This is a genomic window from Desulfitobacterium hafniense DCB-2 (genome assembly GCF_000021925.1).
Classification (GTDB): domain Bacteria; phylum Bacillota; class Desulfitobacteriia; order Desulfitobacteriales; family Desulfitobacteriaceae; genus Desulfitobacterium; species Desulfitobacterium hafniense.
In genome coordinates this window covers 1,291,186-1,317,865 of record NC_011830.1, presented here as the reverse complement: position 1 = coordinate 1,317,865, position 26,680 = coordinate 1,291,186, and the positions used below count along the sequence as shown (strand labels likewise).

Here is a 26,680-nt window from a genome sequence, read left to right as displayed (position 1 = left end):
GGAGTCGGATTTTATGTTTATTTTTGATTGGTTAAATAACCAGCTGTTAAAAATGCAGTGGCTTTCGGATTTAACAGAAAGCTTAGTTGAAAATGTGTTTGGCCTTAGCATCTCTGATCGTTTAGGCGGCAGCATTCACTTTTTCATCTACGATGTCCTTAAAATATTCATCTTGTTATCAGTATTAATATTTATAATTTCCTATATTCAAAGTTACTTCCCACCTGAAAGGACAAAGAAAATCCTCGGTAGATTTAATGGGATCTCGGGAAATATTCTCGGTGCACTCCTAGGTACCGTAACTCCCTTTTGTTCATGTTCCTCCATACCCCTTTTTATTGGATTTACCAGTGCCGGCCTCCCTCTAGGTGTTACTTTTTCGTTCCTCATCTCTTCTCCACTTGTCGATTTAGCCTCTGTAATTTTGCTGGCAAGTATCTTCAATTGGAAAATTGCTATTGCCTATGTGGTTGTGGGGCTTGTTCTTGCGGTGGTCGGAGGAACCATTATTGGAAAGTCAAAGTTAGAAAAATATATCGAGCCTTTTGTGCTTAACAATAAAATGGCTGAGGTTGAACAAGAAGAGCTGACCTTTAAAGATCGAATCGATTTTTCTAAAAATCAAGTTCTGGATATTATTAGAAGAGTTTGGTTATATATACTGATTGGTGTCGGGATCGGGGCTGCCATTCATAACTGGATTCCTCAGTCAATAATCTCTGCTGCACTGGGACAGGACAAATGGTATTCTGTATTACTGGCTACATTTGTCGGTATGCCTATGTATGCTGATATTTTTGGAACGTTACCAATTGCTGAAGCTCTTGTCTTAAAAGGAGTCGGACTCGGAACTGCACTATCCTTCATGATGGCTGTTACGGCACTGTCTCTTCCTTCACTGATTATGCTAAAAAGAGTGGTCAAAATGAAGCTTCTTGTCATCTTCGTCAGTGTTGTTACCATAGGGATTCTCATAATTGGGTATACCTTTAATATTTATGGTTACTTGCTATTGTAATTAGTGTAAAAGGAGGAATAGCATGTCAAAGAACTGGTACCCGGTAATTGACTATGAGACCTGTACAGAGTGCGGTGCCTGTGTCGCAAAAGTACCCACGGGGTTTACGAACCAAACACCAATAAACCAAAGGTAATTTTGCTAATAATAATTGAAAGGGGATATTTATATGGTTATTAAAATTCTAGGGACAGGTTGTGCTAATTGTAAAAAGTTAGAGGCAAATGCTAAAGAAGCGATTAAAGAATTAGGGCTTGATGCTGTTGTCGAAAAAGTTGAGGATCTTCAAGCCATTATGGCCTATGGCGTCATGAAAACCCCGGCTCTTGTAGTTAATGAACAAGTAAAAGTCATGGGAAAAGTGCTCTCTGCGGAAGAGATAAAGAAATATCTTAACTAAGATTGATTTCCAACTGCTTTCTCTTAAAGTCATAGCCTTTACTGAAAAGAGACCGGTGTGTACGGTCTCTTTTCTCATATCCGTTTACAACATCTTCTTATAAATTTGTAAACCCTTCGTCCGTCGCTTCATATGCCCCAAGAAACACAACTCCACTATCAATTAAATCTTCAATGATTTCTCTACGCTCTATGGGAAAGCATATGGCCGTATTACACCCTGATCTTACACTCCGCGGTGTAGGTATCGAGGCATAGGGGCAATCTAAACGCTTAAGCACCCGTTCTGCACCGAGCGATTGAGTTAAGGATGGAAATGTAACCAAGGCACGATATTCAATTAATGATCCATAAAGCATTAATCCATCTCTCCTTCCATCATTATTCCTTTCCCTCATACAGTCCTCTCGAATTCCTTCGCCAAATTCCTAACAGCTTGGATCGCTTCAGCAATTTCTTCAGATTGAGTAAAATGCGACGGACTAAACCGAATAACTCCTTGACTGATCGTTTTGAACATTCGGTGAGCATGAGGTGCGCAATGCATTCCCGCTCGGCTCCGGATTCCATAAACTTGATCCAATCGATCAGCAACGAACATAGAATCTAGTGAACCGATATTAAAAGAGACAATAGGTGCTCGGTTTAAAGCGTTATTCTCTCCGTAAATCTTTACCTCTGGAATTTCACTTAACCCATCTATAAGCTGTTGGCATAGCTCAAGCTCTCTTTTCCGTATCACATGTAACCCTAAGCTTCTGAGATACTGAACACTTGCTCCTAGTCCTGCAATTCCCACTCCGTTCAATGTGCCACTTTCCAACGCATCCGGTAAGAAATCGGGCTGGTTTTCCGATTCAGACAAGCTCCCGGTCCCCCCGTAAATTAAAGGTTTGAGGTTAACGCCCTCCCGGAGTGCTAGACCTCCAGTTCCCTGGGGACCGAGTAAGCCCTTGTGACCAGGAAAGGTCAAAATATCTATAGGTAGGGTCTCAAGATCGATGTCAAACACTCCCGCAGTCTGGGCTGCATCAACGATGTATTTTACGCCATGTTCCCCGGCGATTTTTCCAATCTCCTCGATGGGTAATAGAGTTCCAGTGACATTGGATGCATGCAAGGTAATTACGCATTTTGTATTTTTTTGAAAGGATTGCCGATAGTGCTCTAAAGAAAATTCATTGCCCGGTTCGCCAGAGACTTCTGTAACAGAAACACCGTATCTTTCTAAGGCTTTTAAGGGACGAACCACTGCATTATGCTCCAATGATGAAGTAATGACATGATCGCCTGGGTATAACAATCCAACCAGCGCTTGATTAATGGCGTGTGTAGCATTGCTTGTAAAAGCAATACGCGAAGGATTCTTTAGCCCAAAAAGCTCAGCTAACTCCACTCGTGTATCAAAAACTACATTTGCAGCCTGAATAGACGCGGAATGAGTTCCCCTACCAGAATTCCCACCCATATTAATCATAAAGTCAGCCATAGCTTGAACTACTTCAGGAGGTTTAGGCCATGTAGTTGCAGCATTATCTAAGTAAATCATAACGCACTTCCTCATGATTTTTTATAAGCACTTAATTAGGTTAGTAAAGCAAATCCTTTATTGCTAATAGAACTGGATGATACTCATCTTTCGCGTTGCCGTATATTCCTTCCTCATTTTAGAAGCCTATATAAAACATATAAAAGCTGATGCACATAATGATTAAACCCATGAGGATTTTTAGTAGGTTGCTTAATTTACCATATTTCTCACTAGATGATAACGTATGTACAAAACCGACTGAAGTCCCTGCAATCAAGATCAGAAAACTGTGCCCTAAAGAATAGAGCAATAAAAGTAAGATACCCCACATAAGGCTTCCTTCCTGTGCCACTACAGCAAGTAATACCACTAAAACAGGCGTTGCACAGGGAGATGAGAAGAACCCTCCTAAAATTCCTGCCAAAAAAGCCCCTCCAAAACCACGCTTCGTATTTTTACTGATGGCGTATGAAGATGGAACAAAATCATATATCCCCCAAATCTGCAATGCCATCAAAAGCATAAGTACACCAAGAAATATGTACCACCAGGAACCCGTTCCATGCAAAAGTCTCCCCAAAAGCGAAGCAACTGTACCTAAAACGGTAAAGGTAAGCGACATGCCTAGTGCAAATACTGCCGAAAGCCAGAAAGCCTTTCTTGCATCTCGCTGTCCAGCACCACCTACATAACCAATCACAAGGGGGACACTGCTTAGCGCACAAGGTGTAATGGATGTTAAAATCCCAGCAACTAAAGCCAAAAAAGGCGCCAACCAAGTATTTACTGATATTGCTGATGCAATCGATTCCAGCCACAGATTTGTTGTTATACCCATTATTCTAATCCCATTTCCTTCAAGATCTCTAACAGTTGATTTTTGGTTAGACCGCCTTCATGTGTCGTAAACACATGTTCTCCTGTCTCTCTCAAAGAATAGAGCGTCATTTGTGTTGCTTCAGGATCTTTCGGTTTATACGGCTGACCTTCAGCATCAATAAAAATCTGTGTCGGTATTAGGTTGATGGGATAGCCTTTAGCAAACTCCTCATATTTCCATACATCAACAAACTTTACAATTGCTCTTCCTTGCAGCTCTTCATTCAATTCTTTTAAGACGGGAGCCATTTCTTTGCATGGAATACAAGAATCTGCTCCAAAGTCAATAACAACCGGTACCCCATATGACTTTAACTTTTCTAGCTCAAGTTCTTGAGTAACATGCAATGCAAAATCAGGATTAATGTTACTTTCCGATGCAAGGCCACTATCTGAATTCTTCATAGCCCATATACCAGCGACAATGGACAATAGCAAAAGAGGGATAACGATTTTTAGGACAATTCGATTGGATTTCCGGTTTTCGTTCTCACCCATTAGATTAACCTCCCAGTTAATTTCCACATAAGATACAGCAGAGCCTTTTAGTCCCTATTTATTGAGCAACGATGTTTTGGTATCTTCTATTTGACGAAGAATTATGGTCTCAGCGAAATCAATCATTTCATAAACCTCATTATGCTTAATGGAGTAGATAACCTTTGAACCCTCTTTTCGGCTTTCCACAATACCTTGATTTTTTAGGACAGCCAGGTGTTGAGATGTATTCGATTGCTCTGCGTCAAGATTCGGTAGGATATCGCAAACGCACAGTTCACCATTTCTTAAAAGCTTTATAATTTGAATTCTTGTAGGGTGGCTAAGGGCTTTGAATACATTAGAAATAAGTTGATTACCCATATTATTGTTCATTATCACACCTCATTCAGATAATTACATTAGTATTTTCTAATATTTTAATTTTATTATATTATATGAATTTGATTTTGTAAATAATTCCATTAGCAATTAGACCTATTCCTCGGGTCCGACCGTCTGGCAAGTCAATAACTAAAAAACGATGCCTCCTGCGGTTATGTACAGGAGGCGTCTATGATTAAGGAGGCAAGAAACCTTTCTTAAGCTATGCAATAATCTAGCATTTTCTTTAGTTCTTTAAAGTCTATAGCAAGAAATTCGCTGACAGTATAAAATAGAGAGCGATAAAACTCAGTAAAACTCTTACAGGTAATATCATGGATTCTCTGAGAATTGTACTTTGAGGAGTGTTCCTCAAGCAACTTAATCTGAGCCAGTAAAATCCCATCAACTTGCTCTCTTCTATCGGCTTGACGGATTATGATTTCTTTATTAACTAGCTCTTCCATTTGCTTGAGTAGGCCGCATAACTCTTTAAATCCTTCTTTACGATGAGAAAGATTAGTGTAATCTTCCCGAACTCTTTTACGCACCTTTGTATTTACCTTCCATGTCTGAAGAGCTTTTTCGAATTCAATACAACTAGGGCAAACTTCCTTAATACCGACGAAACATCGATCAAAGTGCTCACCCAGTAACGATAGGATAAACTGAAACGAAGGATCACGTGATAGACAAGTATATAAGAAAAAATAAACGTCTTTCCTTGACTGTGCCCTTGCTAGTTCAGAACGGTCCATCGGCCATCCCCCATTCTTAAACTTCTCAGTTTATTCTAACTATTATTTTCACATTAAACAAGCAGGAATGTCCCCATTTTTCGTCAGGATTATTCCTAATTATTCAAGGTGTATCTACGGAAAAACCCTACAATGGCTGCCATTAAAGACGACCGGGAATTCAAGGTCTTGAGTATCTCTCAATCCGCTTTGTAAAATAAGTCATATATACGAAGGTAATGTATTATGAATGGTGAATTGACGCAACTCCTGAGCATACACATAGAAACCTTCTCCATTAGCTGAATAGGCTTTCTGTAGTAAATGCTGGACTTTCTTCTTTTCCTCCTCGTTTAAGTGGCTTCGAATGAGTTTTAATACCACCGTTTGCCATTGCTTTCGTAACAAAGGAAATGAAATATAGTCATAGGTTTTCCATTCTCCATCTTTCTTCATTCCACCCATGGTCACCAGCATATGGACATGGGGATTGAAGTTCATTCGGAATCCAAACGTATGCAGTCCGGCTATGACACCCGGGGTCAATTTGCACTTTTTCTTAAACCACTCTTGAACTATCCTGACCGTCTCATCCACTAAGTGTTAGCAAGTGTCGATTTTTTTGAAAGATGACTCTGAGCCCTTCATCTATTGTGAAGATGACATGTCGATGATTAACCTGCATGACATCTTCAGCCATCATTCGGCTTTACTCCTCTGTTTCTCCACTGGAACATGTTGTGCAGAATCTCCCCTTACAACGGTAAGTGACTATTCGTACGTCATGACAGCCTTCACAGACCAAAAGCTTAAATCCATTTTTAGAGTTACCACAGTTACGGAACTTTTCAACCTCTTTTACGACAAATTGAAAAAAGCCCCTTGCTCCGAATGCAATAGGATTCGGAGCAAGGGGCTTTCCTTCTCTCTTCAAAGGAGTGGGTTATTTTTACATATTCGCTTTCAAGCTCTTAGTCAAAAAATCAACAAGCTTATCCTTGTAAACTTTATAACTCTCCGGCTCCTGCTTGGCAAATTCCTTCAGCTCCCATGTAAGCTCTCTGAAGGTCCGGTCCAGGCTTTCATATAAAAAGGCCACTTTATTGGCTTTGGCCTTGTGATAGGCCTCGTCAAGCCTGTTGCTCATCCGGCCGATGGCCTGGGCGGAAGTATCCTGCTTAAGGCTTTGCAGATCCAGGCTCAGTTGCTCGGCCCTGGCCTCGCTCTTCGCTTTGGCTTGGTTCAGCTCCTTAACTTTGCTTAGCAAGTTGACCTGTTCGCCGCTCAGCCTGGTGATCTGGCCTTCCTGGTCCGTCAGGACTTGCTGGAGCTCTGCCCTTTCCTGCAAGGCCCGGTTCCGCTCCGCCGCAGCCCGGTTCCGTTCCTGAACCGCCTTTTGCAGCTCCCGGGTCGACATGCTCTCCAGATCCAGCTCGGCGATAAACTGAGCCCGTTCCTCCTCCGGGACTCCCAGCAGGATGAGCCCCTGGGTGTAGCTCACTTTGGCAAGCGCTTTCCAATCTGGTAAGGTGGGCTTTGGAGTCCCATACTCCTCAAACAGGCGGATCAGGTTGGTCGCCGTTCTCTGAGAGTAACTGACCGACTCTTCCAGCCACCGGCCCCATTCCCCATAGGGGACCTTACCCTTGGCCTCCGCCAGGCGGCAGCCGATCTCGATGGCATTATGGAGAAGAACTTTGCTTACCTGACGCTTAATCGTATTGATTTCAGCGGCTATGAGAAGCGGTGTGCGTTCAGTGCTCACTTCCTCCATGATAGCTCCCTGCCTTTAATCGGGAATTCCCGCTCTTTTTACTTGATTTACTCATAGGCTATGCAGTCAAAGCCTTAAGTGTGACAAATTCAACTAAAGAGACGGGACGGGTTCTCTCTACCGATCAATACCACAGAAAGGAAGATGAACGCACACCAGCGGTGTGCGACATCCCCGTCTATGATTAAGAAAGAAACACAACGAAATAGTCTTGATGTTGAATCATTTTTTTGCCTAAAGCGCTTTTTGTTCCACTTTAAAATATTTTGCTCCCATCTTCAAGGCCACATTAACTAAGGCAATCATAATCGGCACCTCAATTAAAGGCCCGATGACTGCGGCAAAGGCTTGCCCGGAGTTAATTCCGAAGACAGCTACAGCCACGGCAATGGCTAACTCAAAGTTGTTGCTTGCCGCAGTAAAGGACAGAGTCACCGCCTGTTCATAAGGGATGCCCATCCGATAGCTCATAAAAAAGGAGACGAAAAACATCACCAAAAAGTAAATTACTAACGGTATAGAAATTCGCACCACATCCATGGGCAGGGTTACGATATACTGCCCTTTTAACGAAAACATAATGACAATTGTAAAGAGCAGTGCGAGCAACGCTAATGGACTAATCGTGGGGACAAAGGTTTTTTCATACCATTCCTTCCCTTTCCTCGGCAGCAAAAACATACGAGTAAGCATCCCCGCCAGGAAAGGTATACCCAAATAGATAAGAACACTCTTCCCTACTTCCCCCATACTAATGTGAATTTCTAAACCCTGAGCTATACCTAACCACTGAGGAAGAAGGGTGATAAAGAAATAAGCAAATACAGAGTAAAATATAACCTGGAAAATTGAGTTCAGCGCTACAATGGCTGCTGCATACTCGGAATCTCCCTTTGCTAAGCTGTTCCAGAGAATCACCATGGCAATACAACGAGCTAACCCGATCAAAATAAGTCCTGCCATATATTCCGGATAATCATGGAGGAAGACCACAGCAAGCACGAACATAAGGAGGGGACCGATTATCCAGTTCTGAACGATCGATAAAGACATGACCTTCTTATTCTTGATAACGAGTCCCATCTCCTCATACTTTACCTTTGCTAACGGTGGATACATCATGACGATAAGTCCGATGGCAATGGGAATGGATGTAGAACCGATGGACAAAGAATTTAACCAATCCGACACCCCTGGGAAAAGATAGCCAATTCCCACCCCGATGCCCATGGCCAGAAAAATCCACAGCGTCAAATAGCGATCTAATACCGAAAGCCTCCGACTGGTTGGCAGATCAACACTCATTTAACATCCTCCTCGCCTTTTCCTTACCTTCACGAAATTCTTGCAAGCGCTTTTCATCCTCTTGAATCACAGGGATCAGCGGAAGTATTACCTCTATAAAAGGATTATCCTCGTTTAAAGAATAATAGGTCCATTGTCCTCCCCGACGCTCTTTAACCAAGCCACCCTGACGAAGTCTCCGCATATGTTGAGATACTCCGGGTTGACTGATTTCCAATACTTCAGTCAGATCACATACGCATAACTCTTGATTGTGGATTAAGCTTATAATTCGCAATCGTGTCTTATCCCCTAATGCTTTAAATTCTTCAACAAGACTTTCTAGAATTTCCGTTTCATTCATTGAATCCCCCCACTTTTTAATACACATAATCAAATGATCTTTTTTACTTTCCTTTCTAAGGCAAATTTCTTAATCCGTTCCTCGATTTCGTCCCTTACCCGCCGAAAAGTAATCATACGTTCTTCTTCAGAGCCTTCTGCCTGAGCAGGATCATCAAATCCCCAATGATCTCTCTTGACATGAGGAGGGGCAATCGGGCAACGATCCTTGGCATCTCCACATAAGGTAATCACATGGTCCGCCTGACTTAGTATTGCCGGGTCAAGAATATCTGAGGTCTGTTCAGATATATCCACCCCAACTTCGGCCATAACTTCTACTGCCTTCGGATTCAAGCCATGGGCTTCAACTCCTGCACTATAGACCTTGTACTGATCGCCCAGATATTTCTTGCCAAAACCTTCAGCCATCTGACTACGACAGGAATTACCGGTGCAGATAAAATAGACTATCTTATTGCTCATAAATTTCCTCCCTAGTAAAATTTCGTCGTACAATATAAGTATATGCTTATTTGCCGATATGTCAATTGAACCATCCTCGCTACTAATTGAGGATGGTTCAATAAAGATTATTATTCCTGGTCACAAGTGCATTATTCTGGCCCGATCGCCTTGAACAGACAGGCTTTGGATATAGATATTGGGGATAGAGAGAGATAACCTAGTCCATGAAAACCTTAAGGCTATATTTAAAGTCTTCTAAGATTGCTAAGTGCGAATTAATTAAACCATTCAAAAGTAATGCCATGCCTTTAAAGAAATCTTCTGATGTAAATTCAAATATTCTTTCTGAAAATTTAGGAATCCAAGTGGCTAAATGATTACTAATAAAGTCTTCCTGCTTTAGAAGAAACAACCCTAATTCTTCGGACTCTGAGTTCTTAATCGCCTCTAAAGATTTAATGGTTAAATAATTGATATACTCAAGTTCTGCACCTAAAAAGTCATCTGGAACAGAATTCATATTCGCCATCACGATATTGGCATCGAGGTATTGCTTGCGAACTTCAATCGTGCTTTCATCCATTAGCCTTGGCTTGGGTTCATCACTTATATAGATTGAGGCGTATGGGCTTACAGGTGGTTTTCCCGGACCAATAAACAGCCTCGTATATTCTCTAGTCAAAACCGCTTCATAAGAAGCAAGGTCTTTTCCACGTAGTGACATTTGAATCGTAATTAAGCCTTTTACTAAATTATCATCGTCTGCTTCTTCATGGATCAATTCACTATATACACCTTGAAAGCGATCAAGAAGTTCCTTCTTAGGCCCTAAAGTAATAACGTTACTCAGGAAACGATAAAGTTCTTGTTGTGTGATAAAGATCTGTTTTAGTTCTTGGATTTCCATTGAACTAGCCTCCATTCTTTCCGAAAGGGACATGGAGCCAGAGCGAGTGCCCTGGCTCCTCTAGAATATTACTTATGCTTTTTCGACTTTGATAATCATATCGGCATAACAGGGCATACCCATAATCGGGCTATGAGCATTCGGATCAACTAAACCACTGTGGTTTGGAGTATAGTCCTTACTCTTAGAAGTTGGGCCAATTCCAGGTGAGAAGCGGCCACCCGTACCGAATCCAAGTTTGATTGTACCCGGTCGCATTCCCTCTGTAACAAAAACCTTACCCTTTTCTTGTGCGCCGAGAGGATTCTCTAAAATAGCTAAATCTCCGGTTTTCAGACCTAATGCTTTAGCATCGCTAGCATTAATGGCAATCGTGCCTACACATAAAGTCCCTTCCATAAATTCTTTCTCGACTTCTTCTAACTCGCCTTTAGCATTCATATCAATAATTTTATGCTTAAACGAGTTATTCAATGGCATCCATATTCCTTCTACCGGTGTCTCAGATAACCAAGGTACCATTTGGGTTCCCGTCATTGCATGGTGAACACGACCGCATATGAGCTGGAATGGATACTCATCCTTATACTTTGCATATTCCGTATTGGTATAAGGATTCCACTTTGTTTCGAACCAGTAGAAAGTATTAGGATATTTATCATATCCAATTTCTTTTAGTCCTCGTGGGATAATACCGGTTTCGCTAATGAGCTTGTTGTACTTATCATAACCACTAAATGTGAATTCGAACAGCTTAGAATTCGTTTTGGCCACGGCCTTACTTGCCACATGCTTACCTGCTTCTTTATCATAGATCTTAAAGCGGTTCCAACTCATAGGCCAAACAGCTACGCCTTTGTTGTTACGCATCCAATCAACAGTAACAGGTTCACCTTTTACTGTCTTTTTCTCATGGTCAATTGTTACCCGGCCAGCATCAAGGGAGTCAGGGGTTCCTATAAGTTTATATCCTAAAGGAAGATGGGGATAGGGTACAGGCTCTCCTGCATGATTTCGTCCCGGGGCGGGTGCCAGCATTTCATTAACGAAATCCTCTTCACTCTTATACTTATCCCAAAAATCGCTTGCCTTGAAGTCCGAATCACCCAATTCATTAAATTTTTTAGCTAGCATATTCATTATGTCAGTCGGACATTTAGCTTCATGAAGCGGATTGATTACTCGATCTCTTAACCAGAGAACTTGATGTGATGGGTATACATCAGATAGACTCATCCGTTCAGCATAACTTGCTTCCGGAAGAATAACATCTGCATACATACCGGTTTCCAAGTACAGCGTATCGATATTGACGACAAGTTCTACTTTATAGTTCCCATTGGAATCCTTTGCCGTTAGGGCATCAATCCAGTCCCTCGTATTTCCACCGGTCATTACTGGGTTACCGGTGCGAATCATAAAGCCTTTGATGGGATATTTATGTCCCTTGAATGGTCCATAATTTAGAGTGACACCTTCTCTAAATCTTCTTGGGTAGTCTCCTACAACATCATCCCATGCAGCAGGCCAATCACCATACCAATCCATATGGAGACTTTCTACTTCGGATTCAACTTCTTGATCACCAATGACTCTTTTAACCTTCTTTTTCTTAAAGTTAGACCCTTTAGCGTCGCCACCCTTGTCACTCTTCACGAGTTCAGTATCAATTGCACCACCCGGAACGTCAATATTTCCAGTGATAATATTGAGCGCCGTTCCTAGAATGGATGCTGGATAGCCATTGAAGTGGTGACCGGGGCTTTGCATACCCCAAACGAGAGCTGCCGGTTTCGTTATACCGAACTCGTGAGCCACCTGAGCAATTTGTTCCTTAGGGAGTCCAGTTCTATCAGCTGCCCAGTCTAAGCTAAAGTAAGATTTACCGTTAATGGGGTCATTTTTACCCCACCAAGTTTTGAATTCTTTCTCAAACTCATCCCAGCCAACACTAAGTTCCTTGAAACTCCAATCAATATATTTTGTTAAGGGGTTATTTTGATTATCGTTTTCGAGGATATATCTTAGCATTGCCGCAAAGAGATCACCGTCTGTACCCGGTCTAATCGGCATCCAAAGATCCGCTTGCGAAGCTGTATTGGTGTGAGCGGGATCGACTACAATCACCTTGCAGCCATTTTCTACTTTAGCTCCCACGGTTCCGCGGCTCTCATAGTTTATCCGAGTGGCTACAAATGGATTCCAACCAACGTAAATTATTAGTTTAGAATAGTAGGTGTAGTCCTTTTTGAGGCTACCATCTGGTTGCCTAACGAGGACTGGCCGCATAACATCAGGCTCAATTCGTTTACCACCTAACATGAGCTTAGGTCCATGACGACGTGGAGTATCACAGATAGAGCCATGTTCTACGCAGTTCGGGGTCCCGTACGCATGAAACAAACGATAATATTGGTCACGGTCTGTAACATCCCCACAATCCATGATTACTGATTCGGCACCGTAGTTTTTCTTGATATCGACTAATTTCTTTCCGATATAGTCAATAGCTTCTTCCCAAGTTGCGCGTCTAAACTTTCCTTCTCCGCGCTCTCCTTCTCTGATCATAGGATACTTATTACGGTCTGGAGAGTAAACCAATTGCATACCGGATGCACCTTTAGCACAGCAAGCACCATCGTTAAAAGGACAGCTATCATTCCCGTAAATCTTAACAATACGACCGTCCTTGACCCACATTTCCATCGCGCACTCACTCGGGCACATTACATCTGCGGTATATTTTACTTCTACATTACCTAAACTTTTTGCCAGTTTCTCAGATTCCTCTGCTGAAACTTCTTTAATGTTCAGCATATTCGCGCCAAGACCCAATCCTGCTGTAGCTGAAACCGCAGCGGAAATTTTTAAGAAATTCCTTCTTGATAGAGAAAAGGAATTGTTTTTGCTAGACATACTATACCTCCTTGACTAATTCTTAAATTTCACACCGGGCATGACCTTACGACATTACCGCGGCAAGGCCAGCAAACACTAAGGAATACCTCATAGAGAATGCTCCGATCAACAATAACACTGAAACTATCGTTAGTACGGTACGATTTTTGCTTACATTGCCAAAGAGCAAAAGAGCAAGAGGTGCAAGCAATCCCAGTGCTAACTCTCCTCCAAGGAACCATGCCGATTTCCAAAGAGTTTGTGCGGCTAATTGCGATTCAAGTCCGGAAGTTGTTAAAATCAGGCTTCTGGAGGCAATCCATACAAGGCTAATTACGATTAAGCTGATCGTTATCCTTGTAACTGAAGAGATAAACTTATCATTTAACTCTTTCTTTGCGGTAAATTGGGTTACGAGTAAAAGAATACCCAATCCGGCGAGGAGACTTGTCGTTATGAAGTATATAGGAAGTAGCTGAGTATTCCATAATGCTTTCGCACTAATCATACCCAATTCGAATCCTGGGTAAGCACTTAATAATAAGGCAAGCACAAAGACTATGCTGCTCAGACTTTTGTTTCCATTTGCTGTTGCAGCTGTCTCTGCAACGGCTTGCACTGAAACTGAACCTGTGATGAATCTTTTCGCAAATAAGAGCAAGGTAATTCCGTACAAAATGAGGAGCCATCCTCCCCAAGACATAGGGGACTGAATATTAAAATTAAGTGGATTGATTACATATAAGAAACGCATCGGTTGTTGAAGATCGAGAATTAAGAACACGGGAGCTAGTATGAGGGTAGCTAAGGAAGTAAATGCTGCTGGGCGAACAATTACGTCATACTGCTTCATACCAAATACTGTGCTTAAAGAGGCAATCATTACACTGCCTGCACTAATGCTAATTAAGAAGAAATAAAATGGAACCAATGCATTCCAATTTGATTCATTCATAAATGTATACATATCATTAACCGTCAATTGATTTCCCCTCCTTACTTGGGCTGTTGATTAAAGTCAGCCGATATATAGAATACTTGAGGTTTTGTTCCTTTTTCCGGCTTAATCACTTGAACAGCATTTCGAGAAATAAGCTGAGAGACTTCGCTGCTGGGATCATTTAGATCTCCAAAAATCCGAGCTTTGCCCATACAGTTTTTTACACAGGCTGGTTCACCGCCGTTATCTACACGATGATCACAGAAGGTACATTTATCTGCAACTTTTTGGGTTTTGCTCATATAACGAGCATTATAAGGGCATGAAGCTACACAGTAGCCACAGCCAATACACTTCTTCTTATCAAGCAATACCATACCATCTTCACGCTTATAAGAAGCTTTAACGGGACAGACCTCTACACAGGGAGCATTCTCGCAATGATTGCAAAGTCTTGGTTGATAATATCTCTTGACCGTTGGGAAATCACCTTTTTCAGTCATGTTCACCCATGATCTGAAAACACCAAAGGCAACTCCATTTTCCATTTTGCAGGATACTGAGCATGACATGCATCCTACGCATTTCCTTAGATCAATCACCATGCCATATTTTTTTTGTTTGTTATCTTGGGGCATACCCTGACCTCCTTACCATTTTTTAATAAGAACTTTGAAGTTACAAAAAATTAAATATCACTCCTTACACTCACTTTCACAAGTCCTAATTCATTCTACAAAAATAAACAGGATGCTAGTATCAGGTGAATGTAATAATAAATTACAGCAATCACCCGAAAAGCACCCTGGGTAAACACCTTGGTAAAATTAGTTTAGGTGTGGATAAGACCTCTTTTTAATGCATACTTAGTTAATTCCACTTTACTATGAAGATTTAACTTTTTCATGAGATTGGATCGATGATAATCAACGGTCTTGGCACTAATATTTAAAATAGGAGCGATTTCATTATTGGTATGCCCCTTCGCAAGAAGGATAAGGATTTCTCTTTCTCGCTCGGTTAAAGTCTCATATTCATCTTCACTTCCATGCCTATAAGCATTAACCACAATATCTGATATTTCAGGATCTAAAAATGAACGTCCCTGGTACGTTGTTCGAATAGCATTTACTACTTCATCGGCTGCTGCCCGTTTAAGAACATAACCTGCCGCACCAATCTTTAAAGCTGGAAGAATGTATTCTTTATTTTCATGTTGGGTTAGAAGAATGACTTTGGTCTTTGGAGACGCTGCAAGAATATCTTTTGTAGCCGTTAGTCCATCCATTCCTTTCATTGCAATGTCCATCAAAACAACATCGGGATTTAATTGCTGCACCATCAATACTGCTTGAGCACCATTATCCGCTTCGCCAATTACTTCTAGATCACTTTGCAACTTTAAAAGTAATCTAATACCCTGACGAAAAATAGTATGGTCATCGACCAGAAAGACCTTGATTTTCTTCATATCTGTCCTCCTCAAAATTTTGATAATCCAACTTTAGTTCTATCCGAGTACCATTATTACTCCTAGATTTTATTTCTATTTCTCCCCCTATAAGTTCTGCTCTCTCCGTCATTCCTAATAGTCCGAATGATTCCTTTCCATCTTTTTGAGCTAACGCTTTTTCTATATTAAACCCATCACCATCATCTTCAATATATACAAATAAAGAATCCTGACCAAATTCTAATCCCAAATATAGGTTTTTGGCATTCGAGTATTTAACTGCATTGGTAATCGATTCTTGGACAATACGAAAAATTGTTATTTCTGTTTCGTCAGTTAGTCGTAATGGGTCTCCAGTAAATGCAACATGAGGTTTAATCCCTGTGTTACTTAATCGACTTTCTACATACCACCGTATTGCAGGCAACAGTCCTAAATCATCTAGAAGAGATGGTCTTAAATCATAAATAATTTGATGTAATTCTTTTAGAATCGACGAAGTATTATTCTTTAAATCTTCTAGAACCGTTAAAGCATACTCCTTGTCAAATTCCATAATTTCAATAACGGATTTTAGACCTACACCAAGCGCTGCAATTGATTGACTGCTTTCATCATGTAATTCCCGAGAAATTCGTTTTCGTTCTTCCTCTTGTGCTGTAATTACCTTATTTAAGAGCTGCTTCCTTAACATCTCTTTCTTGTTGAGTTCAACCCACAACTCGGCATTTTCGATTGCTACACCAAGCTGCAACCCAATCGAATTCAACAGGTTAAGATCTTCTTTTGTAAATGATTCTAAGTTAGAAGCGATAATATTTAAAACTCCCAAAACTCTATCTTTATAACTTAGGGGTACATATACGTGGCTTAAGGCTTTTGTTCCATCAGGTAAATATAATTGTTTAATAGAGCAAGCTGTACTCAATGAAGAATGCACTTGAATAGAGTTTGAGTTTGGTTTTGGAAAGTTACTACAACTTTGAAATTGTTTAGTCTGGGTCAAAGCTTCTTCAGGCAAAATACCAATTTGACACATTAATTCAGCTTTATTATCATTATCTCTTTCATTATATAAGAAAATCCAACCAGCTTGTTTTCCAACAACTTGAAGTATTGTATTCAATGCCTCATATAATTTGTCTTTCAAGTTCATATGACCACTTATTGCTTTAGAAAGCTCATTTAGTGCGGCTAGTTCACGATTTTTTCGGATAATTTCCATAGAAGTTTTCTTTTTCTCTGTTATATCTCTGGTTATAGAGATAATGGCCGGATTTCCCTCATAGGTAATATTACAATAACTTGCTTCCATGTAGAGTTTTGTACCGTCTTTTCTATTAAAAAGAATTTCAATTTGCTTTGGTAGATTTAGCCCATGCTTTGAACGTTCCCAGACCTCTTCAATCTGCTTTCCGCTTTCAGAATCTATGATCTCGTTGGCTTCCATTTCTAAAAGTTCTGCTTTGGTATATCCTGTTAAATTTTCGTATTGTTCGTTTACGAACTTCATGGTACCTTTTTTATTTAGGTTATCTTGAAATACTGCAATCCCTTCCCCGGCGGCACTTATGGCTTCGAGTAGTGTTCGATTACTCTCCTCAGATTGCCTTAGCATCTGCATACCCGTAAATAAGTCCTTCCTCATTCGATTTAGGCAGAGTGCTAATTCTACGATTTCATCCTTACCTCTTATAACGATATCCTCTTCTAGATCCCCCTTACCGAGTCGAAGAGCATAAGAAGCTAACCTTTTTAATGGTCTTGTAATTAAAGTACTTAAAATTAGAGCTGCAACTGCTCCAAGTAAAACTCCGTATAGTGTAAGATTCAACATGAGTTTCCTTACATTATAAACCCATTGCAAAATGCTATTTTGACTAAATCCAATATGAATTTCGGCATTTAGTCCCTCTAAAATACGAACTCCTACATCACGGATTAAGCCCTGTGACTGCATATTTAAAAGTATAGTATTCTTCATTTGATTGGATCCTAAAATATTAATGTTTGTCAAATTACTTGGGAACCCCCCACTAAATGTATGAGCAATCACATTCCCGTAATTATCAATAACATAGACATAGGATATTCCTGAACCAGTTTGCAGCAAGTTTTCTATTGTACGCTGTACGATGAGAACGTTTCCATCAAGTAGAGGGTTAGCAACATTATCCGCGGCCATTCGCGAATAAGTTAAGCCCTGTTCCTCTAACTGTTGAGTCATCGCTTGCTCAACAATTGTGGAGATTGCACCCATAGTTAAAAGCCCCATGACAACAATCAATATTACTGTAATGATAATCATCTTGGTGCTTAGTTTCACTTGCTTTCACCATCCATTTTTTTTAATAAACCAAATTTATCGGCCCAGTTTCTTAATACGTTATAGTCCTCATTGTTGGCATAGGTGAAACCATGTGGCATTTCAGACCTTTCCCAATGGTAAAGGCCTGCCTTATCTTCCCCTTCGGGATCGAACTTTACTAATGCCTGAGTAATTTTATCAATAACATCTTTATCTACTCCTTTAGCAAAAGCGATACCACTACTTGGATATTCCTCTGAAACAGCGATAATTTTCAATAAACCGGCGTCCTCAAGAGATTTTGCCAATGTATCTTGCATACCGCCAGCTTCAAATCGGCCACTCATAACTGCATTTGCGACTTCAGAATGAGAGGCGAAATTTTGATAATACTTAAGCGAAATAATTTCTATCCCCTTTTGCGATAACATGATTCTCGGTATTAAGTGTCCTTGGGTAGATGCAAGATCGCCGAAAGCAAAAGATCTCCCCCTTATGTCTGATATCACCTTTATTTGACTATTAGGACGGGTCACAATCGCAGCTTTATACATATCCTTGTCTTCATTATTAAGTCCTTTAACGGTAATAATTGCACCAAAAGTTTCAGAAGCTTGTAAATACCCTAGTGTTCCAATTGCTGCCATTTGAATTTTTCCTTGTCCTAACTCCTCAACAACACTTGAGTTGACAGGAGTAACATGGATCTCAAATCGATATCCAGTTTCTTTTCTTAAGTAATTTAATAGTGGAACATACATCTTTACATCTTCTTTAGTCTCTAATCTTCTGTCAAAGCCAAAATAAATAGCATCGGATATTTCGGGGGAATTAGATCGGGCTTCATTATAAGAACGGTTGGCTAAATCAATATCGATAGCCTCTTCTCCTTGGCTACTGCAGCCTGTAAGCATTGAAAAAGAAAGAATGATTAGTAGCAAAAAACGTAAAAAGCACTGGCCATGATTCTGTGGATTCATAAATTTCATTTCATCAATACCCAAAGTTTTCACTCCATAACAATATTTATAATATATATCATTACTCCCCCTATTTTTTTCATCGGCTTATGGTAGTTGCGAAAGCCAAATTGATTATTACGAGATTACTATTTCGAAGAATTCTAAGCTGATGGGACACTTTATTGAACATACTTTAAGATTCACCTTATTAACCGAGGCGATTCAATGCTTTATCTATTGCGCCCTGAATTATTTGATGACAGCACTTTCCTAAGGGATTATTTTTTTGGCATTGTGAATTACTCATTGCTCCAGTAATTTTTAGAACTTCACTCATTTTAGTAGCACCATCGTTTAAAACAGCATTTATTACTTCTTCTTCAGTAATTTTACTACAATAACAGGCATACTTTGGATTAACATCCTTCTTAAACCATATTGGCACTTTTATTTGTTGCTTGTTAAATTTCTTTTTGGACTCTGTATTGTAGTAAGTTATATCACATTCTTCATTCATGCACAAAAAATAATCTGGGTCACCGACTAGTTCCACTATTTCATCAAGCACTAAATGCTTTACTGTTAAATTCTTTACAAGTGTTCCTTCTTTATCACATATAGGGCATTTATTCAAAATTTACCCTCCTAGAATTATTTATGCCAAAACTTTATTCTGACTTGGTTGCCCGAATAAAACAACTCACAATTGCCCAACGAAATTCTTTAATCTCCCCTTCAGTTAAATCTCCTAACATCCCTCGCAAACTAGGATCCTCAAGATCATACTCACGAGTCACTTGGAGCTCGATATTTTCAAACCCTGCACTGGATAGCTTTCCCCTATATTCTTCCTCAGTCATTGCTCCAGCAATACATCCGGCCCAAGCAAGGATGTTGTCTCTGATCTTCTCAGGGAGAGGTCTCTTGATAACAATATCGGAAACTGCGAAACGCCCCTGAGGCTTTAATACACGATAAGCTTCCTTTAGAACTCCATCTTTATCACCTGAAAGATTAATTACACAGTTTGAAATAATAACATCGATGCTTTTATCCGGCAAAGGAATTTCCTCGATATGTCCCTTTAAAAATTCGGCATTCTCAATACCGGATTTCCTTTGATTTTCTTTTGCAACAGCCAACATCTCATCCGTCATATCCAGTCCATAGGCTTTACCTGTCGGGCCAACCCTTTTAGCTGAGAGAAGAACGTCCAGCCCCGATCCACTCCCTAAGTCAAGGACCACTTCGCCTAAGTTTAAGTTCATTAATGCAGTGGGGTTACCACATCCAAACGAATTGGCGATAAGCTCAGGGTCTAAGCCCTGTAGGTCACTTTCATCATAAAGATTGCCGGTAATGGGATCCACTGCATCGCTGAGTCCATCACTGCAACATCCGGGGCTCCCGCAACACCCTTGGCCCCGATTAGCAATGGCAAAGGCATACTTCTGCCTTACTCCTTCTCGAATATTATCCATTCCATCCATCTCCTTGTTTATAACGCTTTATTCCAACATATCAATTTATTTTGATATATTGGAGCAAAAAAAGAGGTTATAAATTATAGTCTAAGCTCATCTGTCTGATATATTCCCTTAGAGTCTCTCGATTAAGAGAGTAAAACTTCCATTTTCCCCTTGTCTCTTCCTTAACCAGCCCCGCATCCACCAACTCTTTCATATGATAAGAAACTCTGGACTGATTTACTTCTAGTGTTGATACGATGTCGCAGTTACATAGTCCTTCTTCCGGGGAGTTGCAGCATAGTTCTTCGAATTCACCCCTTTCAAATTTAACTAGAAGCATTAGGATTCGATAACGATTAGGATCACTCAGCGCTTTGGAAATCATAACACTATCTTTCATGGATATATCATATCAAAATAACTTGATTTGTCAATTGCCAGTTTGACGTTATTTAATATGGTAATAAAGCTCATCATCAATAATAGTGTCTATATCAATAATTTCTACCATTTTTATATGTGAAAAGAGTATAATTTATATGCAACTGTCAATAAAACAATATGGGGGTTATTTTGTGGATAGGAAGTATAAGATTTGCAAACAAGCTGAAGATTACTATCGTCAGGGAGATTACTTCTGTTCTGAAGCTATTGTTCGGAGTATCCGTGACGAATTCGATCTCGACGTCCCCGATGATGTTATCGCCATGGCATCGGGCTTTCCTGTGGGAATGGGGGGATCAGGGTGCACCTGTGGTGCTTTAGCGGGAGGCATCATGGCCCTTGGTTTGTTTTTTGGACGCAGTGAACCCGGTGATCCAAAGGTAAATCATACCATGGCTCTGGCCAAAGAGCTTCATGATTATTTCACTGCTCAGCATAAATCGACCTGTTGCCGAATCTTAACTAAAGGTATGGAACTAGGTTCTTCTGTGCATATGGAGCAGTGTATTGCCATTACAGGTGAAATTGCTGAAAAGACGACAGAACTTATTGAACGGGAGCTCCCGAAAAAATCTTAGTTCTGAAGTATTGGTCCTTATACACTTCTTGATAAAAGGAGACCTAAGTGGGTCTCCTTTTACTTACAAGCTAAATCGTCTTCGCTGTTTTAGCACTAATTTCAACTGCTTCTTCTTCCAAGAATTCACCTAAGAGCACGGCACACCCTTGATAGTACCCGGTGTCCGCTTTTTTCACCAGGTTAGCTAAAAACTCGCAAACCCAATTCTTGATATGTGCGCCAAAAAACCGAACTTGCCAATCCTCCAGAATCCTCTTCTCTGAACCTTGAGCAATGGACTGCTTTTGACATAATCCTGCCATAAAGAATAGTTCCACCGCGATATGATCGGGGATAAGATCCTGTCCCTCGGGAAAATGAATATCCCAGTCCTTAAGAATCTTATACATCGCCCGGGCAGGTTCCTGCCAAATCCGCCCATAGGTTCCATCCATATTCCGATGGGTATAGCAGGATTCATAGGGAAAAGTGAGTTTAGGGCCGGGAATAATAAACAGTTGCTCATAATCCAATTGAATCTCCCGGAGGCCTTCAGGAACAGCACTGGCTTTCGCTAATGAGTTCAATAGTGCCGTTTTTCCTTCCGAATCAGGAAGTGTACGCAGTAGCTCACTTTGGAAACCTGAATCAAGCCAGGACTTATTAATTTCTCGACCAAGCATATTTGCGAACAAGTTGTAGAAAACAGCTCGAGAACCATCGCTGCTTTGCTCTTCATCAGAGTGCATCTTAACAGTCATGTATACCTCCCCAGCTCGGGCTTCGTGCCTTTGGTAGCCAGTGGTTTTTGAAAGATAAAAACCATGGATATGGATTGGAGCGATGGTGCAGGAATTCCTGCACCATCCACTCATTTTCAACCCTTTTTTTCACACTAAGCAAACGTTTAAAACCTTGTTAAGCCTTTTCGATTTTCACATGGGAATCATAGAAAGAACAGCTTCCTCCAATCTTATCTTGAAGACATACATTGCCAATGGAGTCATCCAAGCGCATAGCATAATTGATATTAACCCCTTTGCTCCGACGTTTATCGCCAGCTACTGTCTTTTCGTCGATAATGGTATCTGCCGAGCCGTAATGCCAGTGTCCGTATCCAATGCAAGTGCTTACAACTCCCGGGCGCATTCCGGGACGCAGGCGAAGTTTGCCTACAACTCCTTCCTTGCTCGTCGGTCCACTGACTTTTACAACGTCTCCATCCTTAAATCCAAGTTTCTCGCCCTCTTCGTCATTCATTTCGATGAAATTCTCCGGCAGAACCTCCATAAGCCAAGGGGCATTTACCGTACGGCTGTGAGATTGGAAGGCCGGCTTATACGTTGTGGCAATAAAGGGGTATCCATCATCCCTGATCTCTTGATCTTTGGCATTCATAACAGGTAAATGGAGAGGCAATCCGTCAAAATTCTTCCCAGTCATGGAATCGACAGTTGTTGCGACTTTTTCAGCATAGATGTTGCACAGTTTCCCCAGTTTATTTTTCATAAATAAGCCATCATACGTTCCACTGGAATCGAAAATTCCGCCTCGGTCCAGGATATATTGAACTTGATCTTCTACGGTTGCACCTGGGATCTTTCCATACTGGGTCGCAAGGTTGGCAACCAATTTAAAATACCAATCTTCTTCTTTATTCAAGGGCATTCCAGTACCAAAGCCATTATCGCCAAAGTTGGGGAACCCCATCTTTTTAGCTATATCAATCATAATGTTCTCTAGGGACTTTGTATTCGGAAAGACATGGGTCATGGGTTGACGTACCGAGGATACCAGTCCAAGAATTGTGGGGCCTGCTCCTTGAGCACACCATTGCTCCATATAGGTCACATCGGGAAGAATATAATCTGCAAACATAGAAGTATCACCGATAACGATATCTGTGGAGATAAAGAGTGGAATCTTCTGTGTATCTTTTAAAGATTCGATCAAGCTCTCCTTAATTGCAGGTACAGAATAGGCCGGAGTTCCCATGTGCAGCCAGAGTATTTTACAGGGATAAGGATACCCTTCAACAATTCCTGCTACAGCCTCTTGATAGACATCTTTGCTTAGGGGAAACCATGGGCGTTTCGCAGGGTAGCCCTTCTTCTTAAATTCCGTACTCTCCTCATAGTTAATCTGCTCCCGAGAAATGCGAATTCCTTTGGGTTTAAGGGCACCGGGGTTAAGGTCAGCAATCTTGTAGAGGCCTTTATCCCCCGCATAACTTGTAGTGCTACCACCTATTTGATATCCACCGCGATGGTCGATATTCCCAACCAGAAGATTCAAGATGCAAATAGCTCGACAAATATGAAAGCCATTGGTATGCTGGGCTGTTCCACGGTAAAAATCAGCCACGGCAAGTTTTCCGTATGAAGTAAATTCATCCGCTACCTTTATCATCAATTCTTCCGGGATTCCGCTCAATTCTGCATATTGAGCCAATGACTTTTCCGAAGCTCTTTCACTAAGCTTTTGGAATACGGTTTTACATCGAATACTATTTACAGTCACTTCACCGAAAAGATCAGCGGCATTAGCCTTTGCAGCAAGGGTGAGGGCACCGTCTACCAAGACCACATAATCCTCTTTTGTACCACCAAGTCCAGCCGCATCTCCGTGTAAGAATTCACCATTATCTTCACGTACAAGATAGGTTGCATCGGACCAACTGCTCTCCCCTCTTTTAGCGGCCGCTTCCTTGGTGGGAGCCTCCAGGAAAGATTTATCATAGCGCTCATTGGTAATAATCCATTGAATCATACCTAGTGCAAAGGCTCCATCGCCTCCAGGGATAATCGGCACCCAAGTGTCCGAATGAGAAGCCGATACAGAAAAACGGGGATCTACCGTGATCATTTTCCCACCTTTAGTGAGAAAGTTGACCATTTTCCGGCTGAGGCCATTCATCGGGAAATTGGCTTCACCATAGTTGGCACCGAAATTCAGGATAAGCTTAGCATTTTCAAAATCAGGTTTCAAATGATGTTTTCCGGCAAAGGTATGGTCAGAAGCAATATGATGACTTTGTTCGCATGCAGTGGTGTGTTCAAACCAGTTAAGCGAACCCAGTCCACCGTTGACAAAACGCTTGGATAAGTCAGAGCGGGCGTTCTCGATCCGCCCGGCAAGAAACACAAATTGGTTGGCCTTGGGCCCAAGTTCGGGGGCTTCCGGATCAATGAGAGTGTCCATATCGCGGACTGCCCTCAGCCCTTCTACCTTTCCTTCTCCAAAGAGGTCACCCCCTTCGATAATCTCCTCGTACGCTTGTTCCCAACTGATGGTTTGCCACTTATTTTCTCCCCGTTTGCCAACCCGTTTCAACGGTTGTTGAACCCGCAAAGGATCATAGAGAACCTGCACTCCTGCCTGACCCCTGGGACAGAGTTTTCCCGCTTCTTTACGGGCTTCTTGAGGATCAGTTGAATACTCAAGGGGCTTATCCAGAGTCATTTGGCTATATGGATTGCCATCGATTTTAATAACAACCCCGTCTTTAACTTTACCGCGAATATTGCAATCGCTGCGGCAGCCTAAACAAACGGAGTGTACAAACTGAACACTTGGATCTGTATCTAAGGTATCTATGGCCGGCGAGCCTTCACTCCAGCTGGGAATTTCAACATCAGACTTTGCAAAAGCCAATGGAGCTATAGCCACAGTAGCACCTAAGGTAGTAGCTCCCTGTAAAAACTTACGGCGTGACAAATTCATTAAGAAACGACCCCCTTTCCAGTAGTTGAAACAACCTTTTGATCAATCTTAGAAGAAACGACTTTTGTTAAGATACCAATGAGAATAGTGCCAAGCACCGCCAAGACGATAGCCATGAGCAAATGACTGGACTTTGGTGAATACTCCAAAAGAGAATTTCCGGTCAGGGGAAGCTTTTGGCCGCCAATGACAATATTGATTCTCATTAATAAAGTGCTGAGCACCACGAGAATTGCTGAAAAATTGATAACCGGCCCTTTCCGGGCCAGGGAAGAAATCGAGAGAAGGGCAAAGGGTAAAAGTAAGCCGATGATATTTTCAAGCCAAATAAACGTCAACCCTTCTTCATGGAGCAGGTAATACCCCATAGCATACTGAGCGTCGTTACCGTTAAGGAGTACCATGACCATAATGGCCATAAGTGCTAAATCAGCGAGAACAAACCATTTAAAGAATTTTGCCAGGAATCGCTTTTCCACCGATAAATTGTTACCGGTCATTTTTCCGTGGATCCCTAACACTAATAAGACCATTGCTGTGCCGGATGCCAGGCCGGAGAAAAGGAAGATAACCGGCATTAAGGCCGTGTTCCAGAGGGCATGGGCTTGCACATTTCCAAGCAAAAGTCCTGTATAAACCTCTAATCCTACAGCCAGAAAAAAGGCTGCCGGACCAAAGATTTTGATGTTTTTCTCATTATTTTGGGTCAAGCTCCAAAGATAAAGAACTAAGGATATACCATAAAACAACAGAATGAATACCCCATAGGACATCGGTGAGGTGGCGTGGAAATTAAATAAAAGCTTGACAAACCGCAAAGGTTGCTCTAAGTCAAAAATCAAGTGAAGGGGCGCAATTATTAATAAGGATAGCCCGACCACAGCGCCAACTTGGGCAGTTTTCTTAAGCTCCTTAACACCAAAAATTGGCCCTAAACTGGTAACCAGCACTGCTCCTGCACTAATTCCTGTGTAAAAAAGATACATAGCGATCAGCAATCCCCAGGGCATCTCATGAGCGGTTTGAAACAAATGAACAGTAGGCATTATTTATTCCCCCCCACTATTTCAAAATTAGGGCGAAGGGTTTTTTCATCTGCGCCAATGTAGTAGGTCTGCGGTCCGTTGTTCGTTTCCGGCTTAGATACTTTGACTGGATTGGTTGCCACAAATTTAGCAACTTCGCTTGTGGGATCATTTAAATCTCCGAAGATGCGAGCCCCACCGATACAAGTATTCACACAGGCTGGTTGTAATCCCGCTTCGACCCTGGCATAACAGTAGTCACACTTTTCCGCAGTTCTTCTTTCGGGGTTAATAAACCGAGCATCGTAAGGACAGGCGGCAATACAGTATTTGCACCCTATACAGAGATCATAGTCAATGACCACCGTACCGTCTTCTTTTTGAGTTGTGGCTTTAACCGGACATACTTTGACACATGATGGATTCTCACAGTGGTTGCAAAGACGCGGCAACCGCTGGCGGGAAACATTGGGGAACTTTCCGGTCTCAAGCTCATCAACCCAGTTGCGGAAAACACCAAGAGGCACATTGTTTTCACTTTTACAAGCCACTTGGCAAGCGTGACAGCCTACACATTTGCGCAGGTCAATCACCATGGCATACCGTTTTCCCATTTTCTCAACTCCTTAGGTTCTTATTGGTGATTACTTTCACCTAAACTTATTTTAAGATCTTCCTCAATTTTCTGTAGAAGGTAAA

30 protein-coding genes are annotated in these 26,680 nt (G+C 41.4%); 4 read left to right on the top strand and 26 right to left on the bottom strand.

Features of this window, described 5'->3' with window-relative positions:
- The first annotated feature begins 13 nt into the window (after positions 1–13).
- The 3 genes from DHAF_RS06130 to DHAF_RS06125 are packed head-to-tail and all read left to right on the top strand — an operon-like array spanning position 14 to position 1,418.
- Positions 14–1,018: a permease gene (locus DHAF_RS06130; protein ID WP_015943294.1), complete on the top strand. Its 1,005-nt coding sequence runs from the start codon at positions 14–16 to the stop codon at positions 1,016–1,018.
- Between the two features lie 22 nt (positions 1,019–1,040).
- Entirely contained in the window at positions 1,041–1,154 is a 114-nt protein-coding gene (locus tag DHAF_RS25645) for a 4Fe-4S binding protein (protein WP_015943293.1), read from the top strand.
- A gap of 33 nt (positions 1,155–1,187) precedes the next feature.
- Complete coding sequence (locus DHAF_RS06125; protein ID WP_015943292.1) at positions 1,188–1,418, top strand: thioredoxin family protein; 231 nt, start codon at positions 1,188–1,190, stop codon at positions 1,416–1,418.
- A 97-nt stretch (positions 1,419–1,515) separates the two neighbouring features.
- Here the strand turns inward: DHAF_RS06125 and DHAF_RS24965 are convergent, their stop codons facing one another.
- From DHAF_RS24965 to DHAF_RS06025, 22 genes are all read right to left on the bottom strand, one after another.
- Positions 1,516–1,776, bottom strand: coding sequence for a putative Se/S carrier protein (locus DHAF_RS24965; protein WP_015943291.1), 261 nt, complete (start codon positions 1,774–1,776; stop codon positions 1,516–1,518).
- Between the two features lie 35 nt (positions 1,777–1,811).
- Positions 1,812–2,966, bottom strand: a complete 1,155-nt coding sequence (locus DHAF_RS06120; protein WP_015943290.1) for an aminotransferase class V-fold PLP-dependent enzyme — start codon at positions 2,964–2,966, stop codon at positions 1,812–1,814.
- 118 nt (positions 2,967–3,084) lie between these two features.
- Positions 3,085–3,786 carry a cytochrome c biogenesis CcdA family protein gene (locus DHAF_RS06115; RefSeq protein WP_015943289.1) on the bottom strand — a complete coding sequence of 234 codons (702 nt, stop codon included), beginning with the start codon at positions 3,784–3,786 and terminating at the stop codon, positions 3,085–3,087.
- Positions 3,786–4,325: a thioredoxin family protein gene (locus DHAF_RS06110; protein ID WP_015943288.1), complete on the bottom strand. Its 540-nt coding sequence runs from the start codon at positions 4,323–4,325 to the stop codon at positions 3,786–3,788. The genes DHAF_RS06115 and DHAF_RS06110 overlap by 1 nt, the downstream gene beginning before the upstream one ends.
- A gap of 54 nt (positions 4,326–4,379) precedes the next feature.
- On the bottom strand, positions 4,380–4,700 hold the full coding sequence (locus DHAF_RS06105) for an ArsR/SmtB family transcription factor (protein ID WP_015943287.1): 321 nt from the start codon (positions 4,698–4,700) through the stop codon (positions 4,380–4,382).
- A gap of 206 nt (positions 4,701–4,906) precedes the next feature.
- A complete protein-coding gene (locus DHAF_RS06100; RefSeq protein WP_015943286.1) occupies positions 4,907–5,446 on the bottom strand; it encodes a hypothetical protein in 540 nt (179 codons plus the stop codon).
- A gap of 201 nt (positions 5,447–5,647) precedes the next feature.
- Positions 5,648–6,022 carry a transposase gene (locus DHAF_RS26845; RefSeq protein ID WP_274532756.1) on the bottom strand — a complete coding sequence of 125 codons (375 nt, stop codon included), beginning with the start codon at positions 6,020–6,022 and terminating at the stop codon, positions 5,648–5,650.
- A 112-nt stretch (positions 6,023–6,134) separates the two neighbouring features.
- Positions 6,135–6,359: a transposase zinc-binding domain-containing protein gene (locus DHAF_RS26840; RefSeq protein ID WP_080518262.1), complete on the bottom strand. Its 225-nt coding sequence runs from the start codon at positions 6,357–6,359 to the stop codon at positions 6,135–6,137.
- Positions 6,360–6,374: 15 nt separating this feature from the next.
- The gene (locus tag DHAF_RS06090) at positions 6,375–7,199 is read right to left on the bottom strand and encodes a DUF3102 domain-containing protein (RefSeq protein WP_015943285.1); all 825 of its coding nucleotides are present in this window, start codon (positions 7,197–7,199) and stop codon (positions 6,375–6,377) included.
- 234 nt (positions 7,200–7,433) lie between these two features.
- Positions 7,434–8,504: an ACR3 family arsenite efflux transporter gene (gene arsB, locus DHAF_RS06085; RefSeq protein ID WP_015943284.1), complete on the bottom strand. Its 1,071-nt coding sequence runs from the start codon at positions 8,502–8,504 to the stop codon at positions 7,434–7,436.
- Positions 8,494–8,847, bottom strand: coding sequence for an ArsR/SmtB family transcription factor (locus DHAF_RS06080; protein ID WP_015943283.1), 354 nt, complete (start codon positions 8,845–8,847; stop codon positions 8,494–8,496). Before DHAF_RS06080 ends, arsB begins: the two co-directional genes overlap by 11 nt.
- 29 nt (positions 8,848–8,876) lie before the next feature.
- Positions 8,877–9,311 (bottom strand): arsenate reductase (thioredoxin), encoded by a 435-nt coding sequence (arsC, locus tag DHAF_RS06075; RefSeq protein ID WP_015943282.1) that lies wholly within the window; start codon positions 9,309–9,311, stop codon positions 8,877–8,879.
- A 199-nt stretch (positions 9,312–9,510) separates the two neighbouring features.
- Positions 9,511–10,200, bottom strand: a complete 690-nt coding sequence (locus DHAF_RS06070) for a TorD/DmsD family molecular chaperone (protein ID WP_015943281.1) — start codon at positions 10,198–10,200, stop codon at positions 9,511–9,513.
- Between the two features lie 72 nt (positions 10,201–10,272).
- Positions 10,273–13,116 carry a molybdopterin-containing oxidoreductase family protein gene (locus DHAF_RS06065; RefSeq protein WP_015943280.1) on the bottom strand — a complete coding sequence of 948 codons (2,844 nt, stop codon included), beginning with the start codon at positions 13,114–13,116 and terminating at the stop codon, positions 10,273–10,275.
- A 46-nt stretch (positions 13,117–13,162) separates the two neighbouring features.
- On the bottom strand, positions 13,163–14,080 hold the full coding sequence (gene nrfD, locus DHAF_RS06060; RefSeq protein ID WP_015943279.1) for an NrfD/PsrC family molybdoenzyme membrane anchor subunit: 918 nt from the start codon (positions 14,078–14,080) through the stop codon (positions 13,163–13,165).
- A gap of 14 nt (positions 14,081–14,094) precedes the next feature.
- A complete protein-coding gene (gene dsrO / locus DHAF_RS06055; RefSeq protein WP_015943278.1) occupies positions 14,095–14,676 on the bottom strand; it encodes a sulfate reduction electron transfer complex DsrMKJOP subunit DsrO in 582 nt (193 codons plus the stop codon).
- A gap of 194 nt (positions 14,677–14,870) precedes the next feature.
- The gene (locus DHAF_RS06050) at positions 14,871–15,509 is read right to left on the bottom strand and encodes a response regulator (protein WP_015943277.1); all 639 of its coding nucleotides are present in this window, start codon (positions 15,507–15,509) and stop codon (positions 14,871–14,873) included.
- The gene (locus DHAF_RS06045) at positions 15,478–17,817 is read right to left on the bottom strand and encodes a PAS domain S-box protein (protein ID WP_015943276.1); all 2,340 of its coding nucleotides are present in this window, start codon (positions 17,815–17,817) and stop codon (positions 15,478–15,480) included. The genes DHAF_RS06050 and DHAF_RS06045 overlap by 32 nt, the downstream gene beginning before the upstream one ends.
- Positions 17,814–18,812, bottom strand: a complete 999-nt coding sequence (gene phnD / locus DHAF_RS06040) for a phosphate/phosphite/phosphonate ABC transporter substrate-binding protein (protein ID WP_420794924.1) — start codon at positions 18,810–18,812, stop codon at positions 17,814–17,816. The genes DHAF_RS06045 and phnD overlap by 4 nt, the downstream gene beginning before the upstream one ends.
- 157 nt (positions 18,813–18,969) lie before the next feature.
- The gene (locus DHAF_RS06035; RefSeq protein ID WP_015943274.1) at positions 18,970–19,395 is read right to left on the bottom strand and encodes a Csac_0668 family 2Fe-2S cluster-binding (seleno)protein; all 426 of its coding nucleotides are present in this window, start codon (positions 19,393–19,395) and stop codon (positions 18,970–18,972) included.
- A 34-nt stretch (positions 19,396–19,429) separates the two neighbouring features.
- Entirely contained in the window at positions 19,430–20,242 is an 813-nt protein-coding gene (locus tag DHAF_RS06030) for an arsenite methyltransferase (RefSeq protein ID WP_015943273.1), read from the bottom strand.
- Positions 20,243–20,318: 76 nt separating this feature from the next.
- A complete protein-coding gene (locus DHAF_RS06025) occupies positions 20,319–20,630 on the bottom strand; it encodes an ArsR/SmtB family transcription factor (protein ID WP_041271924.1) in 312 nt (103 codons plus the stop codon).
- 139 nt (positions 20,631–20,769) lie between these two features.
- On the opposite strand from DHAF_RS06025, the gene DHAF_RS06020 reads away from it, so the two are divergent.
- Positions 20,770–21,252, top strand: a complete 483-nt coding sequence (locus DHAF_RS06020; RefSeq protein WP_015943271.1) for a C-GCAxxG-C-C family protein — start codon at positions 20,770–20,772, stop codon at positions 21,250–21,252.
- 70 nt (positions 21,253–21,322) lie between these two features.
- On the opposite strand, the gene DHAF_RS06015 is transcribed toward DHAF_RS06020, so the two are convergent.
- The 4 genes from DHAF_RS06015 to DHAF_RS06000 form a co-directional block, all read right to left on the bottom strand.
- A complete protein-coding gene (locus DHAF_RS06015; RefSeq protein ID WP_015943270.1) occupies positions 21,323–21,994 on the bottom strand; it encodes a TorD/DmsD family molecular chaperone in 672 nt (223 codons plus the stop codon).
- A gap of 157 nt (positions 21,995–22,151) precedes the next feature.
- On the bottom strand, positions 22,152–24,956 hold the full coding sequence (locus DHAF_RS06010) for a molybdopterin-dependent oxidoreductase (protein WP_015943269.1): 2,805 nt from the start codon (positions 24,954–24,956) through the stop codon (positions 22,152–22,154).
- A complete protein-coding gene (gene nrfD, locus DHAF_RS06005) occupies positions 24,956–26,002 on the bottom strand; it encodes an NrfD/PsrC family molybdoenzyme membrane anchor subunit (protein ID WP_015943268.1) in 1,047 nt (348 codons plus the stop codon). Before nrfD (DHAF_RS06005) ends, DHAF_RS06010 begins: the two co-directional genes overlap by 1 nt.
- Positions 26,002–26,595 (bottom strand): 4Fe-4S dicluster domain-containing protein, encoded by a 594-nt coding sequence (locus DHAF_RS06000; protein ID WP_015943267.1) that lies wholly within the window; start codon positions 26,593–26,595, stop codon positions 26,002–26,004. The genes nrfD (DHAF_RS06005) and DHAF_RS06000 overlap by 1 nt, the downstream gene beginning before the upstream one ends.
- Between the last annotated feature and the right edge of the window lie 85 nt (positions 26,596–26,680).

Bases quoted from the DNA above. Each gene is read 5' to 3' on its own strand.
- DHAF_RS06130 (WP_015943294.1), top strand. From the start codon at position 14: ATGTTTATTTTTGATTGGTTAAATAACCAGCTGTTAAAAATGCAGTGG.
- DHAF_RS25645 (WP_015943293.1), top strand. From the start codon at position 1,041: ATGTCAAAGAACTGGTACCCGGTAATTGACTATGAGACCTGTACAGAG.
- DHAF_RS06125 (WP_015943292.1), top strand. From the start codon at position 1,188: ATGGTTATTAAAATTCTAGGGACAGGTTGTGCTAATTGTAAAAAGTTA.
- DHAF_RS24965 (WP_015943291.1), bottom strand. From the start codon at position 1,776: ATGCTTTATGGATCATTAATTGAATATCGTGCCTTGGTTACATTTCCA.
- DHAF_RS06120 (WP_015943290.1), bottom strand. From the start codon at position 2,966: ATGATTTACTTAGATAATGCTGCAACTACATGGCCTAAACCTCCTGAA.
- DHAF_RS06115 (WP_015943289.1), bottom strand. From the start codon at position 3,786: ATGGGTATAACAACAAATCTGTGGCTGGAATCGATTGCATCAGCAATA.
- DHAF_RS06110 (WP_015943288.1), bottom strand. From the start codon at position 4,325: ATGGGTGAGAACGAAAACCGGAAATCCAATCGAATTGTCCTAAAAATC.
- DHAF_RS06105 (WP_015943287.1), bottom strand. From the start codon at position 4,700: ATGAACAATAATATGGGTAATCAACTTATTTCTAATGTATTCAAAGCC.
- DHAF_RS06100 (WP_015943286.1), bottom strand. From the start codon at position 5,446: ATGGACCGTTCTGAACTAGCAAGGGCACAGTCAAGGAAAGACGTTTAT.
- DHAF_RS06090 (WP_015943285.1), bottom strand. From the start codon at position 7,199: ATGGAGGAAGTGAGCACTGAACGCACACCGCTTCTCATAGCCGCTGAA.
- arsB (WP_015943284.1), bottom strand. From the start codon at position 8,504: ATGAGTGTTGATCTGCCAACCAGTCGGAGGCTTTCGGTATTAGATCGC.
- DHAF_RS06080 (WP_015943283.1), bottom strand. From the start codon at position 8,847: ATGAATGAAACGGAAATTCTAGAAAGTCTTGTTGAAGAATTTAAAGCA.
- arsC (WP_015943282.1), bottom strand. From the start codon at position 9,311: ATGAGCAATAAGATAGTCTATTTTATCTGCACCGGTAATTCCTGTCGT.
- DHAF_RS06070 (WP_015943281.1), bottom strand. From the start codon at position 10,200: ATGGAAATCCAAGAACTAAAACAGATCTTTATCACACAACAAGAACTT.
- DHAF_RS06065 (WP_015943280.1), bottom strand. From the start codon at position 13,116: ATGTCTAGCAAAAACAATTCCTTTTCTCTATCAAGAAGGAATTTCTTA.
- dsrO (WP_015943278.1), bottom strand. From the start codon at position 14,676: ATGCCCCAAGATAACAAACAAAAAAAATATGGCATGGTGATTGATCTA.
- DHAF_RS06050 (WP_015943277.1), bottom strand. From the start codon at position 15,509: ATGAAGAAAATCAAGGTCTTTCTGGTCGATGACCATACTATTTTTCGT.
- DHAF_RS06030 (WP_015943273.1), bottom strand. From the start codon at position 20,242: ATGGATAATATTCGAGAAGGAGTAAGGCAGAAGTATGCCTTTGCCATT.
- DHAF_RS06025 (WP_041271924.1), bottom strand. From the start codon at position 20,630: ATGAAAGATAGTGTTATGATTTCCAAAGCGCTGAGTGATCCTAATCGT.
- DHAF_RS06020 (WP_015943271.1), top strand. From the start codon at position 20,770: ATGCAACTGTCAATAAAACAATATGGGGGTTATTTTGTGGATAGGAAG.
- DHAF_RS06015 (WP_015943270.1), bottom strand. From the start codon at position 21,994: ATGACTGTTAAGATGCACTCTGATGAAGAGCAAAGCAGCGATGGTTCT.
- DHAF_RS06010 (WP_015943269.1), bottom strand. From the start codon at position 24,956: ATGAATTTGTCACGCCGTAAGTTTTTACAGGGAGCTACTACCTTAGGT.
- nrfD (WP_015943268.1), bottom strand. From the start codon at position 26,002: ATGCCTACTGTTCATTTGTTTCAAACCGCTCATGAGATGCCCTGGGGA.
- DHAF_RS06000 (WP_015943267.1), bottom strand. From the start codon at position 26,595: ATGGGAAAACGGTATGCCATGGTGATTGACCTGCGCAAATGTGTAGGC.